Below are 22286 nucleotides of genomic sequence, written 5' to 3' on the forward strand. Positions count from 1 at the left end.
ACGCCCAGGATCATCGAGACCGGAACCTCGAACGGCATCCGGATGACACGCCCCACGATGTCGCACACCACGACGATCGCGACCCCGCCGAGGCACACCCACGGCAGGTTCGTCCGCGCGTTGTCGCCGCGCCACATCGACACGAGGTTGGGCACCACCAACCCCAGGAACGGGAGGAAGCCGACGACCACGGTCGTCATGCCCGTCGCCACGGCCACGAGCGCGGTCCCCACCAGCAGGACGCGCCCGTGGTCGAGCCCCACCGATGTCGCGACGTCGCGCCCCAGACCCGCGACCGTGATGCGATCGGCGTACAGGAAGACCAGGACCACGACGATGGCGACGACCCAGAGGATCTCGTAGCGGCCACGGACGATCGAGGTGAAGCTCCCCATGAACCAGGTTCCGAGCATCTGCAGCGCGTTGGTCGTGACGGCCAGGTACGTGGTGAACGAGGACACGACGGCCCCGAGCATGATGCCGACGAGCGGGACCACGAGCGAGGAGCGCAGCGAGATGCGGCGAAGGATAGCCAGGAACACCAGGGTGCCGGCGAACGCGGCGAGCGAGGCGACGACCATGCGCACCCCTACGGGGGCCGCGGGGGCGATGACGACCGTGACGAGGAGCCCGAGCGCCGCCCACTCGGTCGTGCCGGTGGTGGAGGGCTCGACGAACCGATTCTGGGTGAGGAGCTGCATGATCAGCCCTGACACCGCCATGGCGCAGCCGGCCAGCCCGAGTGCAGCCGTTCGCGGCACGCGGGAGATCCAGAACATCTCGGCGCCGAAGTCGTCGCCGCCCAGGTCGTACGCCCCGACGAAAAGCGAGAGGGCGACGAGAGCGGCGACGACGACAACGGCGATCGACAGGGGAAGGCGCGTCACGTCAGGACGAGAACGCCTCTGCGGCGGAGCGGTACAGCTTCGTGTACGCCTGGATCCCCTCGTCGAGGTAGAAGCTGCCGTCGAGGTACACGATCTGCCCCTTCTGCACGGCGGGCACGTTCTTGAGAGCCTCGGCGTTCTCGACGAGCTCCTTCGCGGGGACGTAGCCGTCTTCGCCGAACATCGCGTCGCGATCGAGCACGAACAGCCACTCCGGCTGCGCTGCGGCGATCGCTTCGACCGAGATGTCGTCACCGTGCGAGGCGTCCTCCGCCGCGCGGTCGAGCGCGGGGGTGAGCCCGAGCGTCGGGAAGAGCGTGCCGACACCGCGACCGTCACCGGGAGCTGCGTAGGCGATCTTGCCGCCCGAGGCGATGAGTCCCATCGCGGTCTCGGACGGGTCGTACGCCGCGCGGGCGTCGGCGATGGCGGCATCCAGATCCGCGGTGAGCTGGGCGGCTTCCGCCTCCCGCCCGAACACCGTGCCGAGGATCTCGGTCTGGCGCTTCAGCTCCGACGTGTGGTCCTCGCCGTCGCGGGGGCTGGTCTCGATCGTCGCCGGCTGGATCTGCTTCAGGTCGTCGTAGATCTCGCGGAAGCGGTAGCCGCCGACGATCAGATCGGGTTCGGCGGCGACGACCGATTCGAGGTCGGGTTCGCGGTGCAGGCCCACGTCGAGGACCTCGTCTCCGCCCGACAGCGACGGCCACAGGTCGTACATGAGCGGCTTCGGCGCGGCGACGAGCGTCACGCCCCAGTCGCTGAGCGTCTGGAAGGTCGTGTTGTCCAACGCGACCACCCGTTCGGGGTTCACCGGCACCTCGATGGCGCCGTGGTTGTCCTCGATCGTGACCGTGGCGGGGGCGGCGGATCCCTCGACCGGGGCAGCGGCTCCCGAGGCGCACCCGGTGAGGGCGAGGGCGGCCGTCAGCGACAGGACGACGACGGGACGGGACAGGCGTGAACTCATGCGATCTTCTCCAGAGCGGTCTTCGAGGGGCGGGCGACCGGAACGACCCCGCCCGGCGAGTTAGGTTAGCCTTAGCTACATGACGAAGTCCATTCGGGACCGCGAAGCCCGTCTCGAGCCCCGCCGAAACCCCCTCGTCTTCCGGTCGGCGACGCTGACCCGGCGCACCGCGATCACCCCCTCATACGTGCGCCTGCGCTTGACCGGGCCCGAGCTCCGCGGATTCGACTCCCCCGGCGCCGACGACCACGTGCGCGTGTTCTTCCCCGAGTCCGCGGCATCCACACCCGAAGAAGTACGCGCGGCGCCCAGCCGGGAGTACACGCCGGTCGCATGGGATGCCGAGGAAGGCTGGCTCGATCTCGACTTCGCGCTGCACGGCGAGGGGATCGGCAGCCGCTGGGCCGAGACCGCGCCGATCGGCGCACCCGTCGGAGTGGGCGGACCGCGGGGCTCGCTCGTGCTGACCGGTCGACCCGACGCGTGGCTGCTGGCCGGAGACGAGACCGCGGTGCCCGCGATCCGCCGTTTCGCCGCGTCGATGGATGCCGAGGCGGTCGGCCGGATCGCGATCGAAGTGCGCGATGCCGCGCACGACCTCCCGATCGCCGCCCCGCCCGGTGTCGACGTGACCCAGGTGCACCGCGGGGCACGACCCGCGGGCGAAGAGCTCACGGACTGGCTCGACGCCCTCGACGCCCCGGAGCGCCCCGACGGCTGCGTCTTCGGTTTCGTCGCGGCAGAGCAATCGGTCGTCCGAGCCGGTCGAGCGCTGCTGCTCGACCGCTGGGCGAGCGATCCCGCCACCACGATCGTGAAGGGTTACTGGAAGCGGGGAACCGCCGAGTACCACGCGCCGCACTGACGCAACCGGGTCACGACCGCTCGACGCCCGCTGCGAAAGCGAGGACACGCGCCGCCACGAACGGGGTGACGAAACCCCCCGCGCCGGCCGCCGGCTCCGCCTCGGCGGCCTCGACCGCCTGGGCGAGCAGGCCGCGCGCGAGCGGTACCTCCGCTCCGGTCGCGGTCAGCGCATCGATCGCGGCGACGGTGTACTCCTCTGCCACGGCGACACGCTGGGCGGCGGCGGCATCGGCATCCGCATCGGAGGGTGGACGCACCGCCTGCGTCGCCGCCAGCACGGGCGAGGCGCTCGTGTAGCCGGCGAGTGCGATCCCGAGGGCCCCCCACCCGCGATCCTGCGGGGCACGTGCGGTGAGCTCGCCCCGCGCGCGATCCAGCGCGAGTGCGCGCAGCGCCGCCGGATCGGCGCCGGCCAGCCTAATCTCGGCCGCGTCGAGCGAGACGCCGTCGGCGTCGGCCCGCGCCGCGACGACACGGGTTCGATACGCCTCGCTCGCCGCGACTCCCGCGCGCCGCAGCAGGGAGGCCACCGCGTCCAGGTCCGCGTCGTCGGAGAGCCCGCCGCCGCCGCCCTCGGGCAGCGCGGCCAGGGCGCTGGCCGTGCGTGCGGATGACGTCGCCAAGAACGCCGCGGTCGTCGCGACGGTGCGGGCCGTGTCGTCGGCGGCGGGGTCGGACAGCAGGTCTTCCGCGTACCGGGCCAGCGCGAAGGCCTCGGCGGCGGCGGTCGCCGCGCGCAGCACGCGGTCGGCGTCGTCGAGGGTCGCGGGCGACCGCGCCTGAAGGTCGTCGATGAGCGCCGAGGCACCGTCGCTCGCCCGGCCGGCCGCGACGGTCGCCTCGGCGGCCGAAGCCTCGGGCGCCGCGGCGAGAGCGGCCCGGTCGGCAGCCGTGACCGCCGCAGCGAGCGCGGCGTCCGTCTCTCCCGCGGCCCGGAGAGATTCGGCGCGGGCGAGCGCCGCGCGGCCGGAGTCGACCAGGACCGGATCGGATGCCAGGGCGAGAAGGTCGTCGGCATCAGCCAGCATCTCGTCCACCGCCCCCTCGAGCACCGCGTCCGGCGCGGAGGCGTCGTCGGCTTCCGGCAGGGGTGTCGGCGAGGCCGGGGGCGTCGGGAAAGCCGCCTCGGGGGCATCCTCACCGGTCATCACGGCGTACGCGGTGGCGATGTCGGCGACCTCGGTCACGGTCATCCCGCCCGTCGCGGCGAGCTGGTCGAGGTCGACGGTCTCGCCTTGCGCGTCGCGCACGGTGCGCTGGCCGGCGGGGACGAGGATCGTGTCGATGCCCCCGGCCTCGATGGCGGCCTGCACCTGCTCGGCCAGTCCCGGGACCGGGCGGATGGCGCCGAACGGGGTCACCGCTCCCGACAGCGCGACACCGGGGAGGATCTCGGTGCCGTAGTACAGCGCGAGGACGCCGACGGCCGTCACCGCGCCGGCCGCGGGGGTGGCGATGCGCGTGTCGAACGCGAACGTGTACGCGGTGTCGGGCCGCGCTCCGGTGAGCAGGGTCGCCGCCGTGACGGCGGTCCAGGTCGCGGACTGCGTGACAGGGTCGACGCCGCTGACGTCGTTCTCGGTGATGTCGATGCGCAGCCCCTCCCCCTCGGCCGAGGCGGCGGCGATGCGCTGCGTGGCGAGCACGCCCTTCTTCCCGCTCGCGTACAGGACGGGGACGGTCACCTCGGTGCCGTCGAAGCGTCCGTCCTCGCCCGTTCCGAAGCCGAGCGAGAACTGCAGGCCGCACCCGGAGAGCACCAGGGCGCACACGAGCGCGACGACCGCGGCCGCCGTCCGCCTCACGACGACGACTCCTTCGCGATCGGCTCGCCCGGTCCCGTGCGGCGCATCGGCACGTGCGGAATGCCGTCCTCGGCGAAGGGCGCACCCCAGACGACGAAACCGAACCGGCCGTACCAGTCGGCGAGGTGCGCCTGGGCGTCGAGCAGGATCGGGATGCCGGGGGCTTCGGCATCCAGGACCCCGATCGCCGCGCGCAGGAGATCGGCGGCAAGGCCGCGGCCGCGGGCGTGCGCGGCGGTGGCGACCCGGCCGATGCGGGTGTTCTGCGGTTCCCTCAAGACGCGCAGCGTCGCGAGCACGTCGCCCGAGGACTCCTCGGCCCACATCAGCTCGGCGCCGGCCTCGATGTCGCGTCCGTCGATCTCGGGGTAGGCGGCGTCCTGCTCGACCACGAAGACACTCACGCGCAGCCACAGGATGCGGTACAGGGTGCCCGGAGGAATCTGCGCGACGGGCGCGCGGTGCAGCGTGACGGACATTCCTCGACGCTATCGCGGGCGGCCGACGCTACGGTGTGCACATGTCTTTCCAGGCGTATCTCGACGCGGTCGAGAAGAAGACCGGTCTCACTCCGCGCCAGCTCGTGGAGCGGGCGCACGAACGCGGCTTCGGCCCGGACACGAAGGCCACTCCGATTCTGGAGTGGCTGAAGCAGGACTACGACCTCGGTCGCGGTCACGGCATGGCCCTCGTCCACGTCATCACGAAGGGGCCGAAGATCAGCGATGTGCACGTGGGGCGCGGGGGCGCGCACGGCGACGCGACCGACACCCTGTGGCTGGACGGTGCCGCGTCGAATCCGCAGCGCTGAATCGGCGGGTCAGTCACGCCCGAAGCGGCGAGAGGCCGCGATCTGCTCGGCGACGCGTCGCAGGGCCAGGATGAGCGGCTCGACGAGGGTCGTGCCGAGGACGACGTAGCGGACGGCGGCCTCGGCGGAGTCGGTCGGCGTGGCCGAGAGTTCCGCGTCGGCGATCGCGCCGAGGTGCTCGACGTACGCCGCGAGCACCGGCTCGGGCACGGCGAAGCCGGCACGGTCGAGAGCGGCGAGCGCGCGTGCGATCGCGGTGATCTGTCCGGGGTAGCAGTCGTCGGCGCCGCCTCCCAGGCGCTCGAGCAGCGCGAGGGCGGGGGCGAGATCGAGATCGGCCGTGTCGTCGTCGACCGGGTTCACGGCGGCGCTGGCGGCTCCGAGGAGGGCCGACGGGTGATCGGGCGGGTTCTCGAGGACGGCCACGACGTTGCGCACTCCGGCGATCCCGACGCCGGAATCGACGAGCGCACGGATGACGCCGAGACGACGCAGGTGCGCGTCACCGTAGGTCGCCTGCGTCGGCGATGTGCGCTCTCCCTCAGGGAGGACGCGTTCGCGCAGGTAGTACTTGATCGTCGCGACCGGCACACCGCTGCGGGCGGACAGTTCCGAGATCCGCATGGATTCCCCCTTGACTGGATAGCACCACTATCCAACACTAGATAGCACCACTATCGAGTGAGGACGGACCCATGGCATCCATCAATTCGGGGCGGATGACGCACCAGCATGACGGCGAACTCGTCGTCTTCCACATCGGCATGACCATCAACCGGTGGTGGCGGCCCGACGCCTGGCTCCCCGTGTTCGGGGAGATGGGCCCGATGCTGCGAGAACTGAGCAGCGATCCGGACTCGGGTCTGCTCGGGTTCACGACGCTCTTCGGTCCACGCGGACCGTACATCGTGCAGTACTGGTCGTCGTTGGAGAAGCTGTACGCCTACGCCTCCTCTCCCGCGCAGGCGCACCGCCCCGCGTGGACGCGCTTCAACAAGCGGGCACGCAAGGCCGCCGGCGCCGTGGGCATCTGGCACGAGACGTACCTCGTCGACCGCGCCGAGTCGATCTTTGTCGCCACCCCGACCATGGGGCTGCCGAAGGCGACCACGATGGTTCCGGTCGGCTCCCGCCACGACCGGGCCTCCGCCCGCGTCGCGGACGGGCGCACCGTAAGCTCGAGCGGCGGGTGACGCCCGCCTCTCGCGAAGGAAGGTGGCGCAGGCCCATGCCGGGAATCCTCACGACCCCCGCCGAACTGGACGCCGCCCTGCGCGCCGGCCGCTTCCCCAACGGCGGCCCCGTGCGCGTCCTCGACGTGCGCTGGCGTCTCGACCGCCCCGACGGACGACCCGAGTACCGGGCAGGACACATTCCCGGCGCACAGTATGTCGACCTCGATCACGACCTCGCCGCCCCGGGCGCGCCGACCGACGGCCGGCATCCTCTCCCGCCCGTCGAAGCACTCCAGCAGACGGCCCGCCGCTGGGGCATCGACGACGGCGACACCGTCGTCGTCTACGACGATCTGAACAACCTCTCCAGCGCCCGCGCATGGTGGCTGCTGCGATACGCCGGCGTCGCCGACGTGCGCCTGCTCGACGGGTCGTTGCGCGCGTGGACCGACGCCGGCCTCGCGATGGAGACGGGGGATGCCGCGACCCCGACGCCGGGGTCGGTGACCCTGGCCTACGGCGCGCTGCCCGTGCTGGCGCTCGACGAGGTGGCCGCGTTCGCCGACGACGGTCTGCTGCTCGACGCGCGCGCCGGGGAACGGTACCGCGGCGAGGTGGAGCCGATCGACCCGCGCGCGGGGCACGTGCCGGGGGCGGTGAGCGCGCCCACCACCGAGAACGTCGGGGCGGACGGTCGCTTCCACGCCCCCGAGGCTCTGCGTGAGCGCTTCACCGAGCTCGGTGCGCTTCCGGGCGTGGAGGTGGGCGTCTCCTGCGGATCCGGGGTGACGGCCGCGCACCAGGCGGTCGCCCTGACCCTCGCCGGATTCACGCCGCGCCTGTTCCCCGGGTCGTGGAGCCAGTGGTCGAATCACCCGGAGCTGCCCGTGGCGACGGGCCCCGATCCGCGCTGACTCAGCTCCAGAGACGCTCGATGGGCACGGCGCGACCGAGCACGTTCTCCGCCGCGCGGTGCCCCGACAGCATCGCCCCCGGGACCGTGGCGGGATCGTCTCCCCACGTCGCCTCGCCGGCGAGGTGCAGCACGCCACCGATGGGTTCGGCCAGGTCGTCGTGGTCGGGACCCACCGAACCCGGCTTCATGTAGCTGTACGACCCGCGCGCGAACGGGTCGTCCTGCCAGCGGGTGACGACGACGCTCTCGGGATCCGGAATGTTCGCGCCGTACAGGCGGCGCAGCTGCGCCATCGTCGAAGCGGCGATCTCGTCGTCGGTCCAGGAGCGGGTGGCGACGGCGGCGGGCCCCGCGGCGAAGGTGAGCAGCGCCGCTTCGTCGTGGATGCGCCCCAGGTCGTACCAGGAATGCCACCACTCCCCCTCGTCGCCGAACTGACGGATGCCGTACACCTCGGCATCCCAGAATTTCTCGGGGAAGCGCAGCACGACCTTCTCGAAGGCATTGGATGCCAGCACCCCCAGCACGCGCTGATGGGAGTCGGGCAGCGGCGGGGTGATGGCGACGTCGCCGGACTGCAGGACGCCGATGGGCAACGTCACGACCGCGCTCGCGCCGTGGAAGTCGCCGTGGTCGGTCGTGACGGTCACGCCGGCGGCGGACCAGGCGACAGCCGTCACGACGTGATCGAACCGGACGTCCAGACCGTCCGCGAGGTGCGTGGCGAGTTCGTCGTAGCCCCGCGGGAAGACGACCTCGTCTCCGTTGACGGTGTCGTCATCGAGGCCGTGAGCGCCGAGCACGGACATGTGGACGCCGTACTGCTCCTCGGCGCGGCGGCCGTTGTACTCGCGAACGCGCTGCGCCCGCTCGGCGTCCCAGTCGCGCGCGGCCAGCGCCTCCTCGACCACGTCGGCGTAGGTGGCATCCGGAGCGGAACGGGCGATGACCTCGACGAGATCGACGTTGAGCGCGCGGACGTCGTCGGCGAAGCGCCGCACCTCGTCGGCGCCGAGTCGCTCACCGTCCGGCCCGAAGTACGCCAGCGGCCGACTGTCGGGCTGGTACCCGCCCACGGTGAACTCGGCCATGGGCAGGCCGAACGCACGGGCCGCGGCCTCGACGGGGCTGTCGTCGATGCCGTGGATCCAGGAGGCACCCCGGTCGGTGATCCGGTGCCCCTCACGCTGCGAATGCACGCGTCCGCCGACGCGGTCGCGCGCCTCGAGGACGACGACGCGGCGCCCCTCGGCGACCAGCAGACGCGCGGCCGACAGACCGGAGATCCCCGCTCCCACGACGACGATGTCGAACTGTTCCATGACGGCTCCCTCGGGTAGACGACCGTGAGAAGAGAGTAGTGCGCGGGGGCTTTCCCGGCGGCGTTAGTGTGAGCGCATGATCCCGTGGTCGAACCTGGTGGCGTTCACGCTCGCCTCGATCGTGATCATCGTGATCCCCGGTCCCAGCGTGCTGTTCGTCATCGGCCGGTCAATCGCCCTCGGGCGCCGCGCCGGGGTGCTCAGCGTCGTCGGGAACGCCCTCGGAACCATCCCCGCCGTGATCGCCGTCGCCTTCGGGGTCGGAGCGATCGTGGCCTCGTCGATCGCCGCGTTCACGGTGCTGAAGGTCGCGGGGGCTGCCTACCTCGTGTGGCTCGGCATCCAGGCCATCCGGCATCGGCGGACATCGGGCGTCGCCGCGGTCGGCACTGTCCGGTCACCGTGGACGCTGCTGTGCCAGGGCATGATCGTGGGGCTGACCAACCCCAAGACGATCGCCTTCTTCGTCGCCGTGCTGCCCCAGTTCGTCTCGCCCTCCTCCGGCCCCGTCTGGGCGCAGCTGCTGATCCTCGGACTGCTGTTCCAGGTGCTGGCGCTGGCGTGCGACTGCGTGTGGGCCCTGGCGGCCGGCACCGCGCGTGCGTGGTTCGCGCGGTCGCCGCGGCGGATCTCCACCCTGTCGGGGGCGGGAGGGGTCCTCATGATCGGCCTCGGCGGCACGCTCGCGCTGACCGGCGCGAAGACGTAGGGCACGCGGCACGGACTATCTCCACTGACCTCAATGCAGATCGACCGGGCCCGCCGAGCCGGTCGCGAAGAGGATGTGCGCGACGTCCCCGGGCACGGCGGCATCCGCAAGCCCGAGTCGAAGCGCAGTGACGGCGAACTCGGCCGTGGATCGCGGCCCCGCCGGCACGAAGGACGAACCCGGCGGAGCGCCCTCCTGATCGGGCTGCACGTTGACCATCACCGATACGACCGTGGGGAGTGCATTCACCACGCCACCGAGAACGTCGATCACCGGCGCGGAAAGCGCCGACAGGGTCGCCCCCAGCGACGTGACCCGGTTCATCAGTTCCGTGGTCAGCAGGTTCGCCAGCGCGGCGGTCAATGCCCCGCCGGAGCCGCCGAGGATCGAGAGGATCGAGCTCAGGGTGGGCAGGCCCAGCGCGCCCAGTGCGAGATTGATCGTCCCGACGATGAGGCCGGTCGGCTGGTTGGAGAGGGTCACTCCGATGGTGGCGTCGCCCGAGAGAACCTGTCCGATCGTCGCGTCGAGGCCGAGCCGTACGGTGGCCAACGTGTAGCCGGCCGCGGACACCGAGGTGGTCAGGGCGATTCCGAGCCGCGCGTCGCGGATCGCGGTGCGCAGAGCCTCCGTGACATCGCTCGCCCAGTCGTCGAGAAGCGCCCCGGCCTCGGCGACGATGGCATTGACGACGTCGGCGTTCAGCACCAGCTCGCTGTTGGGTGGGGCGTTGTTCAACGGTCCCGCGAGGCGCTCGATGTCGACGAGGATGCGGCCGTTCGCGAGGTCGATCGCAAAACCGTCGCCGTCGAGTGTCAGACCGAGGAAGGGCGCGACCGTCCCACTCAGATCGAGACCGGTGATCGTGACGTTGCCCGCCATACTCGCCGCGGCCACCCCGGGCACGGCCAGCGCGAGGTTCGCACGCAGGTTCTGTGCGATCAGCCCGCTCTGCCCGACGAGTGCGCCGACGGCGGCATCGAGGTCGGCGACCCCGGCGGTGACCGCCCCGGTCAGCGCTTCGACGGCGGGCGCTTCGAGGACGACCTCCATGCCGGCGATGCCGTAGTCGCGCTCCACGACCGCCTGCGACGGCGCGATACCCCACACCTGCTCCTGGAGCGCCGCACATCCGTCGAGCTGCGCGCTCGCGGCGACCGCGCCGATCTCGAGCTCGGCACGATCCAGCCCCGCGATCGGCGGAAGGAGGCGGGTGAGGTCGATCCTCGCCGGCTGCGGCACCTGCGGTCCCGGTGTCGTCTCGGACACCAGGATGCCGCCCGAGTCGTTGACCAGACCGGACGCCCCCGCCGCACGTCCGTCCGTCGCTCCCCGGGTCCATTGGCTCGCCGCACCCGACTGCGCGCCCGGGAGCGCGATGGCGAACCCGGTGAGGTTGACCCCGACGATGTCCACGGCCGTCACATCGAAGGGGTTCGCGTACGTGTACGTGGGGGGCGAGGAAGCGAGATCGATCGCGTCACCCGGGCGCGGCTGGGGGCCGTCGTCGGCATCCACCGTCAAGCTCAGCTGCTCGAGTTCGGCGACCGCATCGAGATCGACTCCGAACAGCTGGCCGGCGAGGAGGGTGCCGCGCGAGCGGGTATCGAGCACCGCATCGCCGTCGCACGAGAGGATGCCCGTCCCGATCGACTCCCCGTGCGCCCACTCGCGATCGTTCCAGCTCGCGGTCGTCGCGGTGATGCCGAGCGGAATGACGAGCACGGCTCCGACCACCGCCGCCAGCGGGGTACGCGTCCGCCGGTTCACGCGGCACCGCCCTTCCGCGCACGACGCAGCGCCGCACCGAGCCCGAGCACACCGACCGCGAGCGCACCGACCCCGAGGAGCATCTCGGGGGCAGCACCCGTGACGGCCAGGCGCTCCGCCGGGCGGGCGGAGTCGTCCTCGATGGACGTCGCCGTGAGGCCGACCGCCACGTTTCCCCGAAGACCCATGAGGCTTGCGTCTCTCGCCGCCTCCCCGGTGCCGTCGACGGCGAGCGTGACCAGGAGGTACTGGGGCGCCGACGGCGTCAGTGGGCGCAACTCGAAGGTCGGCGACGACGAGGCGTAATCGTCCTCCGGCGCGGCGACGGTGACCTCTCGCGCCCCAGACCGGCAGATCGGCTGGTCGGCGACATCGGACCACGGGGAGTCGCACACGTCCACCCGCATGACCAGCCCCCGGGGAGCGGCCGCGAGGGCACCGCTCTTGCGGAGCTCGAGGGCGAGCTCGGCGTGTGTGGCGTCTTCGAGCCGCGCGCGGATCTTCCAGTGGGCCGGCTCGCCCGGACTCAGGTCGAGGAACTGCGCCGGGTACGTATCGGAGGCGAGGATCAGCCGCCCCGGCGCCCCCGTGGGTGCGGCCTCGATGAGGTCGGCTAGGGCGGTGTCGGCGACGACGAGACTCCCCGCGCCGAGGAACGCCAGGGAGGCCACGGCCAGGACCGTCGCGCTACGGTGACGGCGCCGAGAGCGGTCGGGGTGGAACATACTTCTCCTGCTCGACTTCAGCGGGTCTGACGCCGCTCGGGATCCGACCGATCTTCGTCGGCTCCTGCCCGCTCCGGTGCGGGCCACAGCGCCCAGGTGACGACGAACGCGACGAGCACTGCGCCGCCCAGCATGACTCCAGGTGTCTTGGCGGCGATGATGACCTCACCGACGACCGGGAGACCGACCAGCACGCGCGCCGCTTCGGTGACGATGTACGGCTCCAGGTCTGCGGCCGAGTTCGCGTCGCCGCGGAGCGTCAGACTGCGCGCGCGCGGGTCGTCGGCGACCGGCGCGATGCCGACGATACGGTGCGTCACCTGCTCGTTCGCATCGGGACGACGAACGGTGACGATGTCTCCGACGGCCAACTCCGACGCGTCGACGACGCGGGTGACCGCGGCGGCGCCGGTCGGGAGGGAAGGGGCCATCGATCCCGTGACGAACACGATGATCCCCAGACTCCACAGCGCGCTCGCCGCGAACCAGGCGACGGCGACGATGCCGAGGCATCCGAACACCAGGGTCACGGCATCCCGCACGCGCTCGATCAACGGAACCGGTCGACCCTCCGATGACCGGGCCGAGCCGCGGCCGGACGATGACGCAGCGTGCGCGGCGAGCGGGCGGGATGCCGTGAGTGGCTCGATCACGAGGTGGCCACGAACTCCCAGGCCGGCGCAACCGTGCGACCCATGTACTCCGCGGGACCGACACCGCCGGCCACGGGGATCGGATCGGGGAGCGTCACCTCGAAGCAGTAGTACTGCACCGATCCGGACTCCTCGAGCAGATCCTGGGAGACCGATCCGCCCGTGCTCGCGAGCGCGCCGTCGGCGATCACCGTCGCGCCACCCGTGAAGGCGCTGGCGTCGCACGCGAAAGGCGTCGCACTGGTGGCGACGCGCACGTCGAGAGCGGCGAAGAGGAGGCCGTCCGGGTCTGTGGTCGTGATGCCCGCCGCCGGCGTCGCGGCCTGGAGCTCGACGGAACCGGCGATCGAGGTGGACGTCGTACGCAGGGCCATCGAGGAGTACACGCTCACGCCCGGGGAGAGCTCGGTGCCGAGAATCCCGTCCGCCGTGAACACCATCTCACCGCCGGGGTTGTCCGGCTCGTCCGTCCACGCCGCCTCGTCGAAGGCCGGCGCATCGGTGTTCTGCTGCACGGCGAAGGTGGATGTGCCCACGCCGGGGCCGCCCGTACCGTCACCCCCGAAGACCCATTCGGTGTCGGTCCACGCCGCGAGGGTCGCGGCGGCACCCAGCCCGAGCGCGGCGCCACCCGCCGCGATGGCGAAGATCCGACGCCGAACGGTCCGACGCTTGTGTTGCTCCATGGAAACCCCAATCGATCACGTTCCGCCGTGCCGGTGCCGGCGGGCGAGCGAAACCCCCCGCGACGGCGAGCCTGTCGCAAGCGCCGTACGGGGCCTAGAACCTGGGCGGTGAACCAGGGCGGAAACCGGTAGGCGAGGGGGAGGTCCTCCGCAATACGGACGAAATCCCGGTAGTGCGCCGCAATACCGAGTGCGCACTGCCGAGATCATTCGCGTGATCTGGGGGCTGAACCGTTTGCGCAGCCACTAACCTGAACCCCACACCGAGCCGAAACCATATGTGGGGATGGGGGCGACAGTGGAGTTCTGCGGGGGGCATGGCTTCATCGGTAGTACCGGTCGATTCACTGATCCGGAGGACATCGCGGATCACGTGGCGTCCGGGGGCGCCGTCGTACTGGTCGGACCGCTGGGAACGGGCAAGACGGAGACGATGCATCGCGTCGCCCATGCGCTGGCCGAACGTGACGTCGCGTCAGACCTGATCCGGGGGCTGGCTCGGGTTCCGACGGCGCTGGCGGGCTCGGGGGGCCTTCCCGTCGCCGGGGCGGTCCTCCTGGTGGACGACGCCCATGATCTCGACCCCGACAGCGCCTCGATGCTGATCGAGGCGGTGTGTCGGCAGCGCGTCCCGGTGTGCTTCGCCGTGGAGGCCCCCACGGTGGCCCGGGCGTCGTCCGATCCGGTGACCGGCGCACTCCTGGGTCTCGCGTCGAAGGGCTTCGCTCGGCGGATCGACCTCGAGCCGCTCGGCGACGCCGAGGCGAGGTCTTTCGTCGTGGAGTCCGGAGCGGGCGACCTCGACGACATGACGATCGAGACGATCGTCTGGCTGGCCAACGGGTCTCGCGCATTGTTGAAGGAGCTCGCGGAGGTGGCGCGCGAGGCGTCGGCGGACGGACGCGACCCTCTCGTCGCGGTCCGGGACGTTCCGGTGTGGGCTCGGCTGGCTGACACCGTTCACTCGCATCTCGCGGGCCTGGACGCCGACCACCTGGGGACGCTGGTCACCATCCACCGGTTCCCGGGATTGGCTTCCGCGCACGCGGTCCGCATCCGCCCCCAGCACGAGATCGACGCCCTGCGACGAGGCGGCTATCTGCATAGGGAGGAATCGCACACCGGGTCCCTGTGGGCCAACCCGTTGCTCGCTCAAGGGGCTGCCCGCATCCTCGGGGCGGCACAGGTGGACGCACTCGTCGGGTCGGCGGTCTCTCGGTTGCTCGAAGGCGGCGGTCGCTGGTGGAGCCCTCCGATCGCGACGGGTCTTGCGGATCTGCTCCTGCGCGGCGGCGCTCTGCCTGAGCCGGCGCCCGCCCATCTGTGCCAGCGGGCTCTGCGGGATGCCGCACGCCGGAACAACGACGACGGCCGGTGGGCAGCGGCGGAGGCGTACGCCGCCATGGGTATCGCCGGCGCTGCCGATGACGCGGGACTCCAGCTCGAGCTGGCGCACGCGCGCGTGTCCGCCGGAGAGCCCAGCGCCGGGCTGCGGTTGCCGGAGATCCTGTCGGATGAGGAGGATCGCGCACGCGCTCTGCTCCTCAGCGCCACGTGGGGGGTGCGCGGCTACACGTCCCGCGCACAGGAGCTGCGGTCGGCTCTCGAACGAGGAGCCTCCGGTCCGGAGGACCCCCAGGTGACCTTCGCTCTGATCGACGCACTCGGCCTGTCGCTCGAATGGCCGGAAGCCCGGGATGCGGCGCACGACGCGGCCAAGGTGACGACAGGGCAGTGGCGATTGTGGTGCTGGCTGATGGAGGCCTACGCGCGGGGCGAGCTCGCCGACGCCGAAGGAGCAAAACGCCTCCTCACGCGCGTGGACGAGGACGTCATCGACGGTGGCACTCCGGGCCTGACGACGACGGACCGGCTATGGATACTGATGGTGGAGCTCGCCACGCACCTCGTGCTGGGCGAGGACGCACCGCCGATTCATGAACGCATCGCACGAGAGAGGCGACGAGCCGCGCGCGAAGGCAACGATCGTGTCCTCGGCATCGCCGGTCTCGCGGTGGCACTGTCCGCCGCTGTCCGCGGCGAGAGCGATGCGGCCGTGAGGAGCCTCGATGCCGCACGGGCTCGCTTCGCCCCGTTGCGGCAGGACATGGCGGTCGCGGGAGTGAAGCTGTGGATCGCGCAATTCCTCGCGAGCAACGGTCGCACAGGGGAAGCGCGCGCCATCGCGGAGCGCGTGGAAACGGTGTGGTCGGAGGGACCGTTGTCGCTGCGTCACGCCTGCGCCGCCACGCGATCGATCATCGACGCCCTGGATCAGCGGAACGATGAGGCCGCACGGGCCCTGCGGGGGGCGCTCGCCGCCACGACCTCCCGACAGTCACCGATGCGACGCGCTCGCGATCTCTACCGTGGCGTCGCCCTCGACGTGCTCGGAGAAGAAGCGCTGCTGGAGATCCGGCGGCTGCTCCATGACGGACGATCGCCTCTCACTCACGCGCTGTCGCATCCGCCGCACCGGTCGCCGCGAGAAGGGACGGTCCGATCGGCGTTCCTCGGCACCCTGATCGCGCAAACGCCCTCCTCGTCCGACGCTTCCGCCGCCGCATCGCCGCGCCCCGGCTCGGCGGAGTCGTCCTCGCTGACGCGTCGAGAATGCGAGATCGCGACCCTCATCGCCGCGGGGATGTCGAACCGCCAGATCGCCGACCACCTCTTCATCTCCGTCCGGACAGTCGAGTCGCACATCTATCAGGCACGCGGGAAGGTCGGAGCCGGATCCCGGCGCGGCCTCGGTGAGTACTTCGCCGGGCACGCCATCGGAGCCTGACGGAGGACTCCGGCGCCCGCGGACACCGCCGCGCGGGCGCCGGTCTGCGCAGTCGAGGTGCCCGTACGTCCGGACGCACCACCACCCGACCGCCAGCGGAACATCTCCCCCTCAGTGTCCCCCTCGGACGGTCGCCCGCGGCCGGGTGGCATCCGGTGCGTACACGGCCACATCTTCACCGACCAGCGGGCGGTGCGGGAGGAACTGCTCGAAACGGGCAGTCGCTGGCCGCCGAACGCAGCCATGGTCGCGGGAATCCGCGGCTCAGGCGCCCGAGGTCGTGAGCTCCTCGAGCAGACGCCGCACGCGCGCCTCGATGTCGTCACGGATCTCGCGAACCGCCGCGAGGTCGAGCCCCGCAGGATCGGCGAGATCCCAGTCGAGATAGCGCTTACCGGGGTAGACCGGGCACGCGTCGCCGCAGCCCATGGTCACGACCGCATCCGCGGCGCGGACGACATCGTCGGTCAGCGGCTTCGGGAACTCCTCGTGGACGTCGATGCCCTTCTCCGCGAGCGCCTCGACGACGATCGCGAGGATGCCTTCACCCGGCTGCGATCCAGCGGAGCGCACGTGCACACGGTCTCCCGCGAGGTGTCGCGTGAGTGCCGCCGCCATCTGGGAGCGGCCGGAGTTCTGCACGCAGACGTACAACACCTCGGGAACGGGCTTGGGCAGGAACCCCCGGGACTGCGCCAGTGCGGTCAACCGGTCTCGGGAGAACTTCTCGGCCAGTGACGGCAGGTGGGTGGACACACTCGCTGTGCGCGCGAGCGCGGCGTACGACTCGAACACGACGCGTTCGACCGTCTCGGCTCCCACCATTCCGGTGAACTGGACGGCGAGGCGCTCCGCCGCACGGTGCAGGACCGAGTCGGGAGCGAGAAGGCCGTCCTGCCCCTTCCGCCCGGTCATGCGGCACCGCCCGCCGGGAGGAGTTCGCCGATCAGCACCTCGACACGTCGGCGGATCTCGTCGCGGATGGGGCGGACGGCCTCGATGCCCTGCCCGGCCGGGTCGTCCAGCTCCCAGTCCTCGTAACGCTTGCCGGGGAAGATGGGGCAGGCATCGCCGCACCCCATGGTGATGACCGCGTCGGACTCCTGCACGGCTTCGACGGTCAGCACCTTCGGGGTGTTGCCGGCGATGTCGATGCCTTCCTCGGCCATCGCCTGGACCGCGATCGGGTTGATCTCGTCCTTCGGCGCGGACCCGGCCGACAGCACCTCGATGCGGCCCTGCGCGAGTTCTTTGAGGTAGCCGGCCGCCATCTGCGAACGACCCGCGTTGTGCACGCAGACGAAAAGGACGGTGGGGGTGTCGGACATGGCATTCTCACTTCCTGTGACTTGAAGCATAGAGAGTCGTCTATGCATGGCAGCCCAACGCCAGGTGAACGGACGGTGACTCGCCGAGCCCCGGCGGCAGGGCGCCGGCCGCCTATTACGATTTTCATAGATGGCGATCTATCCTCCGGTACGATGGCGCCATGCGCTCATCCGGAGGCCCCGCCGCCGCTGGTGCGGGCGCGCCGCTGGAGCGGTCGGCGGCGGAAGACCTGGCTCGCACATTGCGAGCCGTGGCCGATCCCACGCGCTTGCAGATCCTGAGCGTCGTCCTGGACTCGGAGGGCGAGCGCGCGACCGTCGGACAGCTGACCGAAGCCCTGGGTCTCAGGCAGCCCACCGTCACGCACCACGTCCGCATCCTCGTCGACGATGGATTGCTGCAGCGAGAACCGGAGGGCAAGTTCGTGTGGCTCTCCGTCACCCCGTCCCGGCGGAGTGCCATCGAGGATCTGCTGCGGTGACCGGCGACTCCGGCCACCGGGTCGGGCGCCCTCTCGACGACCGAGCCGCGCGCGAGCGCGCCGCGCAGGCCGCCGTGCTCGGCGATCTGCTGGCCCTGCGGGTCCTCAGCGCACTCGCGGCGGGCGCTCCTGTCGACGACCTCGCAACCTTGCTGCACGCGCCCACCGATGAGGTCGCGGACGCTGTGGCTCGCTTGACAGCCGCGGAGATCATCCACGCCGACGGCGCAGACGACGTCGTCCTTCCCGCGACGTCGTGGGTGAGGTTCGGCCGCCTCCTCGTCGGCGACGCGCCCGCTCTCCCCCTCCCCGATGACCAGCCCGCCGTCGCCGCGTTACCCGCGTCGATCGCCTCCGTCGCGAAAGACCTGTCCTATCGGTTCTCCTCCACCTTCAGCGAGGAGACGGTGTCGCAGTACGTGGTCGACAGCTTCCTGTTGCTCAGCCAGAGGGCCCGGGTCAAGTCGCACCTGCCCTCCCTGACGGCTCGGTACGCCGCCGACCGCCTCGACGCGCTCGCGTCGGCGAGGGGCCTGATGCTGCGAGGCACGCCCGAGGTGCTGTTCGTGTGCGTGCAGAACTCCGGCCGATCGCAGATCGCCGCGGCGTATCTGCGTCACCTCGCCGGCGATCGCGTCCATGTCCGCACCGCGGGTTCGCAGCCCGCGGCGGAGATCAACGAGCGTGTCGTCTCGGCCCTGGCCGACGTGGGTGTGCCGATGCCTGACGAGTACCCCAAGCCCTTGACCGACGAGGTCGTGCAGGCAGCGGACTACGTGGTGACGATGGGCTGCGGGGACGCGTGCCCGGTCTATCCCGGCCGCCGCTACATGGACTGGGACCTCGAGGACCCCCTGGCTCTGGACGACCGAGGACTCCGCCGCGTCAGGGATCGAATCCGTCGGCACGTCGAATCGCTTCTGACGGAGATGGACCTGGTTCCTCAGGGGCCCAGTCGGTAGCCGACACCGCGCTGCGTCTTGATGACCGCATCGCGCGCCACTCCCGCCAGGGCCGAGAACCGCGATCGCAAGCCGGCGACCATGACGCGGACGGACGCACGATGCCCGGCTCCGCGCCCGCGACCCCCCGCGAGTCGGTCGAGCGTGACCACTCCCGGATATGACGTCGCGAGGGCGAGCAGGATGTCGAACTCCCGCGGCGTCGTCGGGATGGGCGTCCCGAACAGCTCGACGCGGTGCCGATACCGATCCACGACCAGCCCCCCGACGGTCACCGGGCCGGGCAGGTCGGTGGTCGGTACCGGAAGGTCGCGCAACGCGGTGACCAGGCGCTCAGGGGTGACGGGCAGATCCACGATCCCGCCGACCCCCGCAGCCACCGCGGTGCCGAGCGCGCCGAGCCCGCCCGCCGGGTGGACCCCGAAGAGGACGGTCGACCGCGACGTGGCGAGCGCGAGCTCGAGGACGGACGCCATGTCCTGGCAGTCGACATCCGAGCACACCAGGAGGATCGTGTCCGGATCGCGGACGACCTCCGTCAGTGCGCTCACGACGTCGGCGCGGAGCACGAGCGACGCGCCGAAGTGCCGGAACTCCGCGGTGCTGCCTCTCACGACGTGGGGGTCTGACGACAGGACGACGATCCGCGCCGCCCCGCGCACCGGCCCGGCGAGCGTGGTCACCCGAACCTGCCGCTGATGTAGTCCTCAGTGCGCTGATCTTTTGGATGTTCGAAGATCTCCGCCGTGGGGGCGTACTCGACGAGCACTCCGGTGCGGTCTCCGCTGGTCTCGTCCGCGAGGGCGGTGAAGAACGCAGTCCGATCCGCCACCCGCGCGGCCTGCTGCATGTTGTGCGTGACGATGATGATCGTGTAGTCCCGCCGGAGGTCGTGCATGAGGTCTTCGATGCGCATGGTCGCGATCGGGTCCAGTGCCGAGCAGGGCTCGTCCATGAGGATCACGTCGGGCTGGGTGGCGATCGTGCGGGCGATGCACAGACGCTGTTGCTGTCCGCCCGACAATCCGAAGGCCGACTGCTTGAGCTTGTCCTTCACCTCGTCCCACAGGGCCGCTTTGGTCAGCGCCTCTTCGACGAGGTCGTCCATGCTCGACACCTTCATCGCCGTCACGCGGGGCCCGTACGCGATGTTGTCGTAGATCGACTTCGGGAACGGGTTGGGTTTCTGGAACACCATGCCGATCCGACGGCGCACCTCGATCGGGTCCACGTTCTTGGCGTAGATGTCGTCGTCCTGGAACAGGATCCGACCCTCCACGCGCGCACCGTCGACGAGGTCGTTCATTCTGTTCAAGGAGCGCAAGAGAGTCGACTTCCCGCACCCGGAGGGGCCGATCAGCGCGGTGATCTCGTTCTTGCCGAAGCTCAGGTTCACGTCGGTCACCGCACGGAAGTCGCCGTAGAACACGTCGACGGCTTCGCAACGGATCAGACCGCTCGGCGATGCGCTGACGCTCGTGTTCGCGGCAGGAGAGCGGAAGGAGGGGTGAGGAGACGCCTCGGGGGACGGAACGATCGAGTCGCTCATGGTTACCACCGTTTCTGGTACTTGTTGCGGATGAAGATGGCCAGCGCGTTCATGAGGAGGAGAACTCCCAGCAGGAGGACGCTCGTGGCGGCGGCGAGTTCGTGGAAGCCCGCCTGCGGACGGCCGGTCCAGTTGAAGATCTGAATGGGAAGCGTGGTGTACCCGCTCATCAGACCGTTGGGATCGAAGGTGATGTAGACGAGTGCGCCCAGGACCAGCAGCGGCGCCGCCTCTCCCAGCGCGCGTGAGAGGGCGAGGATCGAGCCGGTGGCGATGCTGGGCACGGATGCCGGGAGCACCTGCCTCCACACGGTCTGCCACTTCGTGGCGCCCAGGGCGAGGGAGCCGTCTCGGATCTCACTCGGAACCGCGCGCAGACCCTCTCTCGTGGAGATGATGATGACGGGCAGGATGAGCAGCGACAGCGCGACCGCGCCACCGATGACGATGTTCTTGTTCTGAACCTGCAGCATGCTGAGGAACCCGAGGGCCAGGAGTCCGTAGATGATCGCCGGGACAGCCGCGAGGTTCTGCACGTTCAGTTCGAGGAGCCGGTTGAACCAGCGCTTCTTGTCGGCGAACTCCTCGAGGTGGATGGCGGCGGCGATACCGAGCGGAAGCGTCAGCACCGCCGTGGTGGCGATGACCCAGGCGGAACCGAGGATGGCGGGGCGGGCGCCCGCGGTCTCCGGCGACGCGGAGGGGTACTCCGTCAGCAACGGGGTCGTCAGCCTCGCCCACCCCTCGACGAGGATGGTGACCAGGAGCGTGACGAGGACGCCGAAGGCGACCAGCAGCGACAGCCAGAGCAGGATGAGGAAGATCATCGGCCCGGGCCTGCGGTCACCGGGGGTTCCCGAACCCAACGGGGTGGAGGCCCGGACGGTCTCGGATGTGGTGCGGTGCGTGAGGGAGATCATCAGTAGGCCTCTCGGAAGCGGCGGACGAACCGGATGCTGATGAAGTTCATCGCCAGCGTGATGAGGAACAGCAAGAGCCCCACTGCGAAAAGGGTGTTGTACTCGAGGCTCCCCACGCGGGAATCGCCGAGCGCGGCGTTGGCGATGAACCCGGTCATCGTCTGCCCCTGCTCGATCGGGTTCGTCACGATCCTGGCCTGGCTGCCGGCCGCGATCGCGACGATCATCGTCTCCCCCACCGCTCGGGAGACCCCGAGCACGACGGCCGCGACGATTCCTGACAGAGCAGCCGGGAACACCACCCGGAGCGTGGTCTGCATCCGGTTCGCGCCGAGAGCGGCGCTGCCCTGACGCAGCGCACCGGGCACCGCGGACATCGCGTCCTCCGAGATCGAAGCGATCGTCGGAATGATCATGACGCCCATGACGAGCCCCGCCGCAAGCACGCTGAAAGCGCCCGTGGGGAGTTGCAGCCAGTCGCGGAGCACCGTGGCCTGAACGAACTGCAGAGCGAAGAATCCGTAGACGACGGTGGGCACGCCCGCGAGGATCTCCAGCATCGGCTTGAGGATCTTCCGCGTGCGCGGCCGGGCGTACTCGGCCAGCATGATGGCGGCGCCGAGCCCGAAGGGCACCGCGACCAGCAATGCGATCGCTGTCGTCCACAGGGTCGCCGAGACGAGCGGCACGACGCCGAACGAGGCATCCGCGAAGCGCGGAGCCCAGCGGGTGCCGAACAGGAAGTCTCCGACCGAAACTTCGGCGAAGAACGCCGCGGACGGGATCACGAGGGCGAAGAGGATGCCGATCGTGGTCGCGATCGTGAGCACGGCGGCCAGCCGGAGAGCGAGCTTGATGACGGCTTCGCCGGGACGGCGGCGCCCGGCGAAGGGGGAGCGCGGCCGGGGGCCCGAGGAGGTCGTCCTCGAGTCCCCGGCCGTGGAGGTGACAACGGTCATGG

General features: G+C 70.7%; 24 protein-coding genes. 8 read left to right on the top strand and 16 right to left on the bottom strand.

Annotated elements, in window-relative coordinates; genetic code table 11:
- On the bottom strand, positions 1-887 hold an 887-nt coding region (locus MHY30_RS12635; protein WP_239277249.1), incomplete at its 3' end, for an ABC transporter permease.
- A 1-nt stretch (position 888) separates the two neighbouring features.
- Positions 889-1857: a siderophore ABC transporter substrate-binding protein gene (locus MHY30_RS12640; protein ID WP_239277250.1), complete on the bottom strand. Its 969-nt coding sequence runs from the start codon at positions 1855-1857 to the stop codon at positions 889-891.
- A 79-nt stretch (positions 1858-1936) separates the two neighbouring features.
- On the opposite strand from MHY30_RS12640, the gene MHY30_RS12645 reads away from it, so the two are divergent.
- Positions 1937-2722, top strand: coding sequence for a siderophore-interacting protein (locus MHY30_RS12645; RefSeq protein WP_239277251.1), 786 nt, complete (start codon positions 1937-1939; stop codon positions 2720-2722).
- Positions 2723-2732: 10 nt separating this feature from the next.
- Here the strand turns inward: MHY30_RS12645 and MHY30_RS12650 are convergent, their stop codons facing one another.
- Together MHY30_RS12650 and MHY30_RS12655 are read right to left on the bottom strand one after the other, a co-directional pair.
- A complete protein-coding gene (locus MHY30_RS12650; protein WP_239277252.1) occupies positions 2733-4529 on the bottom strand; it encodes a hypothetical protein in 1797 nt (598 codons plus the stop codon).
- Positions 4526-5008 (bottom strand): GNAT family N-acetyltransferase, encoded by a 483-nt coding sequence (locus tag MHY30_RS12655; protein WP_239277253.1) that lies wholly within the window; start codon positions 5006-5008, stop codon positions 4526-4528. Before MHY30_RS12655 ends, MHY30_RS12650 begins: the two co-directional genes overlap by 4 nt.
- Positions 5009-5049: 41 nt before the next feature.
- Here MHY30_RS12655 and MHY30_RS12660 point away from each other — a divergent pair, with 41 nt between their 5' ends.
- Positions 5050-5340, top strand: coding sequence for a DUF4287 domain-containing protein (locus MHY30_RS12660; protein WP_239277254.1), 291 nt, complete (start codon positions 5050-5052; stop codon positions 5338-5340).
- Between the two features lie 9 nt (positions 5341-5349).
- Here MHY30_RS12660 and MHY30_RS12665 read toward each other — a convergent pair whose 3' ends face one another.
- On the bottom strand, positions 5350-5964 hold the full coding sequence (locus tag MHY30_RS12665; RefSeq protein ID WP_239277255.1) for a MerR family transcriptional regulator: 615 nt from the start codon (positions 5962-5964) through the stop codon (positions 5350-5352).
- A 71-nt stretch (positions 5965-6035) separates the two neighbouring features.
- On the opposite strand from MHY30_RS12665, the gene MHY30_RS12670 reads away from it, so the two are divergent.
- Positions 6036-6533, top strand: a complete 498-nt coding sequence (locus MHY30_RS12670; RefSeq protein WP_239277256.1) for a DUF4188 domain-containing protein — start codon at positions 6036-6038, stop codon at positions 6531-6533.
- A gap of 35 nt (positions 6534-6568) precedes the next feature.
- A complete protein-coding gene (locus MHY30_RS12675) occupies positions 6569-7429 on the top strand; it encodes a sulfurtransferase (protein ID WP_239277257.1) in 861 nt (286 codons plus the stop codon).
- A gap of 1 nt (position 7430) precedes the next feature.
- Here the strand turns inward: MHY30_RS12675 and MHY30_RS12680 are convergent, their stop codons facing one another.
- The gene (locus tag MHY30_RS12680; RefSeq protein ID WP_239277258.1) at positions 7431-8753 is read right to left on the bottom strand and encodes an NAD(P)/FAD-dependent oxidoreductase; all 1323 of its coding nucleotides are present in this window, start codon (positions 8751-8753) and stop codon (positions 7431-7433) included.
- A 76-nt stretch (positions 8754-8829) separates the two neighbouring features.
- Here MHY30_RS12680 and MHY30_RS12685 point away from each other — a divergent pair, with 76 nt between their 5' ends.
- A complete protein-coding gene (locus MHY30_RS12685) occupies positions 8830-9462 on the top strand; it encodes a LysE family translocator (RefSeq protein ID WP_239277259.1) in 633 nt (210 codons plus the stop codon).
- Between the two features lie 30 nt (positions 9463-9492).
- Here MHY30_RS12685 and MHY30_RS12690 read toward each other — a convergent pair whose 3' ends face one another.
- The 4 genes from MHY30_RS12690 to MHY30_RS12705 form a co-directional block, all read right to left on the bottom strand.
- Positions 9493-11232 carry a choice-of-anchor G family protein gene (locus MHY30_RS12690; RefSeq protein WP_239277260.1) on the bottom strand — a complete coding sequence of 580 codons (1740 nt, stop codon included), beginning with the start codon at positions 11230-11232 and terminating at the stop codon, positions 9493-9495.
- Positions 11229-11903 carry a hypothetical protein gene (locus MHY30_RS12695; RefSeq protein WP_239277261.1) on the bottom strand — a complete coding sequence of 225 codons (675 nt, stop codon included), beginning with the start codon at positions 11901-11903 and terminating at the stop codon, positions 11229-11231. The genes MHY30_RS12690 and MHY30_RS12695 overlap by 4 nt, the downstream gene beginning before the upstream one ends.
- A 71-nt stretch (positions 11904-11974) precedes the next feature.
- Complete coding sequence (locus tag MHY30_RS12700) at positions 11975-12610, bottom strand: signal peptidase I (RefSeq protein ID WP_239277262.1); 636 nt, start codon at positions 12608-12610, stop codon at positions 11975-11977.
- Positions 12607-13296 (bottom strand): SipW-dependent-type signal peptide-containing protein, encoded by a 690-nt coding sequence (locus tag MHY30_RS12705; protein ID WP_239277263.1) that lies wholly within the window; start codon positions 13294-13296, stop codon positions 12607-12609. Before MHY30_RS12705 ends, MHY30_RS12700 begins: the two co-directional genes overlap by 4 nt.
- A gap of 373 nt (positions 13297-13669) precedes the next feature.
- On the opposite strand from MHY30_RS12705, the gene MHY30_RS15400 reads away from it, so the two are divergent.
- A complete protein-coding gene (locus MHY30_RS15400) occupies positions 13670-16084 on the top strand; it encodes a LuxR C-terminal-related transcriptional regulator (RefSeq protein ID WP_239277264.1) in 2415 nt (804 codons plus the stop codon).
- A gap of 264 nt (positions 16085-16348) precedes the next feature.
- Here MHY30_RS15400 and MHY30_RS12715 read toward each other — a convergent pair whose 3' ends face one another.
- Both MHY30_RS12715 and MHY30_RS12720 read right to left on the bottom strand, forming a co-directional pair.
- Positions 16349-16999 carry an arsenate reductase ArsC gene (locus MHY30_RS12715; protein ID WP_239277265.1) on the bottom strand — a complete coding sequence of 217 codons (651 nt, stop codon included), beginning with the start codon at positions 16997-16999 and terminating at the stop codon, positions 16349-16351.
- The gene (locus MHY30_RS12720; RefSeq protein ID WP_239277266.1) at positions 16996-17412 is read right to left on the bottom strand and encodes an arsenate reductase ArsC; all 417 of its coding nucleotides are present in this window, start codon (positions 17410-17412) and stop codon (positions 16996-16998) included. The genes MHY30_RS12715 and MHY30_RS12720 overlap by 4 nt, the downstream gene beginning before the upstream one ends.
- Before the next feature lie 161 nt (positions 17413-17573).
- Between MHY30_RS12720 and MHY30_RS12725 the strand changes: the two genes are divergently transcribed.
- Positions 17574-17894 (top strand): helix-turn-helix transcriptional regulator, encoded by a 321-nt coding sequence (locus tag MHY30_RS12725; RefSeq protein ID WP_239277267.1) that lies wholly within the window; start codon positions 17574-17576, stop codon positions 17892-17894.
- Positions 17891-18856 (top strand): arsenate reductase ArsC, encoded by a 966-nt coding sequence (locus MHY30_RS15405; RefSeq protein WP_239277268.1) that lies wholly within the window; start codon positions 17891-17893, stop codon positions 18854-18856. The genes MHY30_RS12725 and MHY30_RS15405 overlap by 4 nt, the downstream gene beginning before the upstream one ends.
- On the opposite strand, the gene MHY30_RS12735 is transcribed toward MHY30_RS15405, so the two are convergent.
- Genes MHY30_RS12735 through pstC form a run of 4 tightly spaced genes read right to left on the bottom strand, consistent with a single transcriptional unit; the run spans position 18838 to position 22284 of the window.
- Positions 18838-19539: a winged helix-turn-helix domain-containing protein gene (locus MHY30_RS12735; protein ID WP_239277269.1), complete on the bottom strand. Its 702-nt coding sequence runs from the start codon at positions 19537-19539 to the stop codon at positions 18838-18840. The genes MHY30_RS15405 and MHY30_RS12735 overlap by 19 nt on opposite strands.
- Positions 19536-20405, bottom strand: coding sequence for a phosphate ABC transporter ATP-binding protein PstB (gene pstB, locus MHY30_RS12740; protein WP_374204611.1), 870 nt, complete (start codon positions 20403-20405; stop codon positions 19536-19538). The genes MHY30_RS12735 and pstB overlap by 4 nt, the downstream gene beginning before the upstream one ends.
- Positions 20406-20407: 2 nt before the next feature.
- Positions 20408-21325 carry a phosphate ABC transporter permease PstA gene (gene pstA / locus MHY30_RS12745; protein WP_239277270.1) on the bottom strand — a complete coding sequence of 306 codons (918 nt, stop codon included), beginning with the start codon at positions 21323-21325 and terminating at the stop codon, positions 20408-20410.
- Positions 21325-22284 carry a phosphate ABC transporter permease subunit PstC gene (gene pstC / locus MHY30_RS12750; protein ID WP_239277271.1) on the bottom strand — a complete coding sequence of 320 codons (960 nt, stop codon included), beginning with the start codon at positions 22282-22284 and terminating at the stop codon, positions 21325-21327. Before pstC ends, pstA begins: the two co-directional genes overlap by 1 nt.
- Positions 22285-22286: the final 2 nt, after the last annotated feature.

Origin of the sequence: Microbacterium sp. ACRRU, from assembly GCF_022346945.1 — a bacterium.
Taxonomy (GTDB): domain Bacteria; phylum Actinomycetota; class Actinomycetes; order Actinomycetales; family Microbacteriaceae; genus Microbacterium; species Microbacterium mcarthurae.

What these genes read in the sequence shown, in the direction of transcription:
- MHY30_RS12640 (WP_239277250.1), bottom strand. Translation starts at nt 1,857, where the DNA reads ATGAGTTCACGCCTGTCCCGTCCCGTCGTCGTCCTGTCGCTGACGGCC.
- MHY30_RS12645 (WP_239277251.1), top strand. Translation starts at nt 1,937, where the DNA reads ATGACGAAGTCCATTCGGGACCGCGAAGCCCGTCTCGAGCCCCGCCGA.
- MHY30_RS12655 (WP_239277253.1), bottom strand. Translation starts at nt 5,008, where the DNA reads ATGTCCGTCACGCTGCACCGCGCGCCCGTCGCGCAGATTCCTCCGGGC.
- MHY30_RS12660 (WP_239277254.1), top strand. Translation starts at nt 5,050, where the DNA reads ATGTCTTTCCAGGCGTATCTCGACGCGGTCGAGAAGAAGACCGGTCTC.
- MHY30_RS12665 (WP_239277255.1), bottom strand. Translation starts at nt 5,964, where the DNA reads ATGCGGATCTCGGAACTGTCCGCCCGCAGCGGTGTGCCGGTCGCGACG.
- MHY30_RS12670 (WP_239277256.1), top strand. Translation starts at nt 6,036, where the DNA reads ATGGCATCCATCAATTCGGGGCGGATGACGCACCAGCATGACGGCGAA.
- MHY30_RS12675 (WP_239277257.1), top strand. Translation starts at nt 6,569, where the DNA reads ATGCCGGGAATCCTCACGACCCCCGCCGAACTGGACGCCGCCCTGCGC.
- MHY30_RS12680 (WP_239277258.1), bottom strand. Translation starts at nt 8,753, where the DNA reads ATGGAACAGTTCGACATCGTCGTCGTGGGAGCGGGGATCTCCGGTCTG.
- MHY30_RS12685 (WP_239277259.1), top strand. Translation starts at nt 8,830, where the DNA reads ATGATCCCGTGGTCGAACCTGGTGGCGTTCACGCTCGCCTCGATCGTG.
- MHY30_RS12705 (WP_239277263.1), bottom strand. Translation starts at nt 13,296, where the DNA reads ATGGAGCAACACAAGCGTCGGACCGTTCGGCGTCGGATCTTCGCCATC.
- MHY30_RS12715 (WP_239277265.1), bottom strand. Translation starts at nt 16,999, where the DNA reads ATGACCGGGCGGAAGGGGCAGGACGGCCTTCTCGCTCCCGACTCGGTC.
- MHY30_RS12720 (WP_239277266.1), bottom strand. Translation starts at nt 17,412, where the DNA reads ATGTCCGACACCCCCACCGTCCTTTTCGTCTGCGTGCACAACGCGGGT.
- MHY30_RS12725 (WP_239277267.1), top strand. Translation starts at nt 17,574, where the DNA reads ATGCGCTCATCCGGAGGCCCCGCCGCCGCTGGTGCGGGCGCGCCGCTG.
- pstB (WP_374204611.1), bottom strand. Translation starts at nt 20,405, where the DNA reads ATGAGCGACTCGATCGTTCCGTCCCCCGAGGCGTCTCCTCACCCCTCC.
- pstA (WP_239277270.1), bottom strand. Translation starts at nt 21,325, where the DNA reads ATGATCTCCCTCACGCACCGCACCACATCCGAGACCGTCCGGGCCTCC.
- pstC (WP_239277271.1), bottom strand. Translation starts at nt 22,284, where the DNA reads ATGACCGTTGTCACCTCCACGGCCGGGGACTCGAGGACGACCTCCTCG.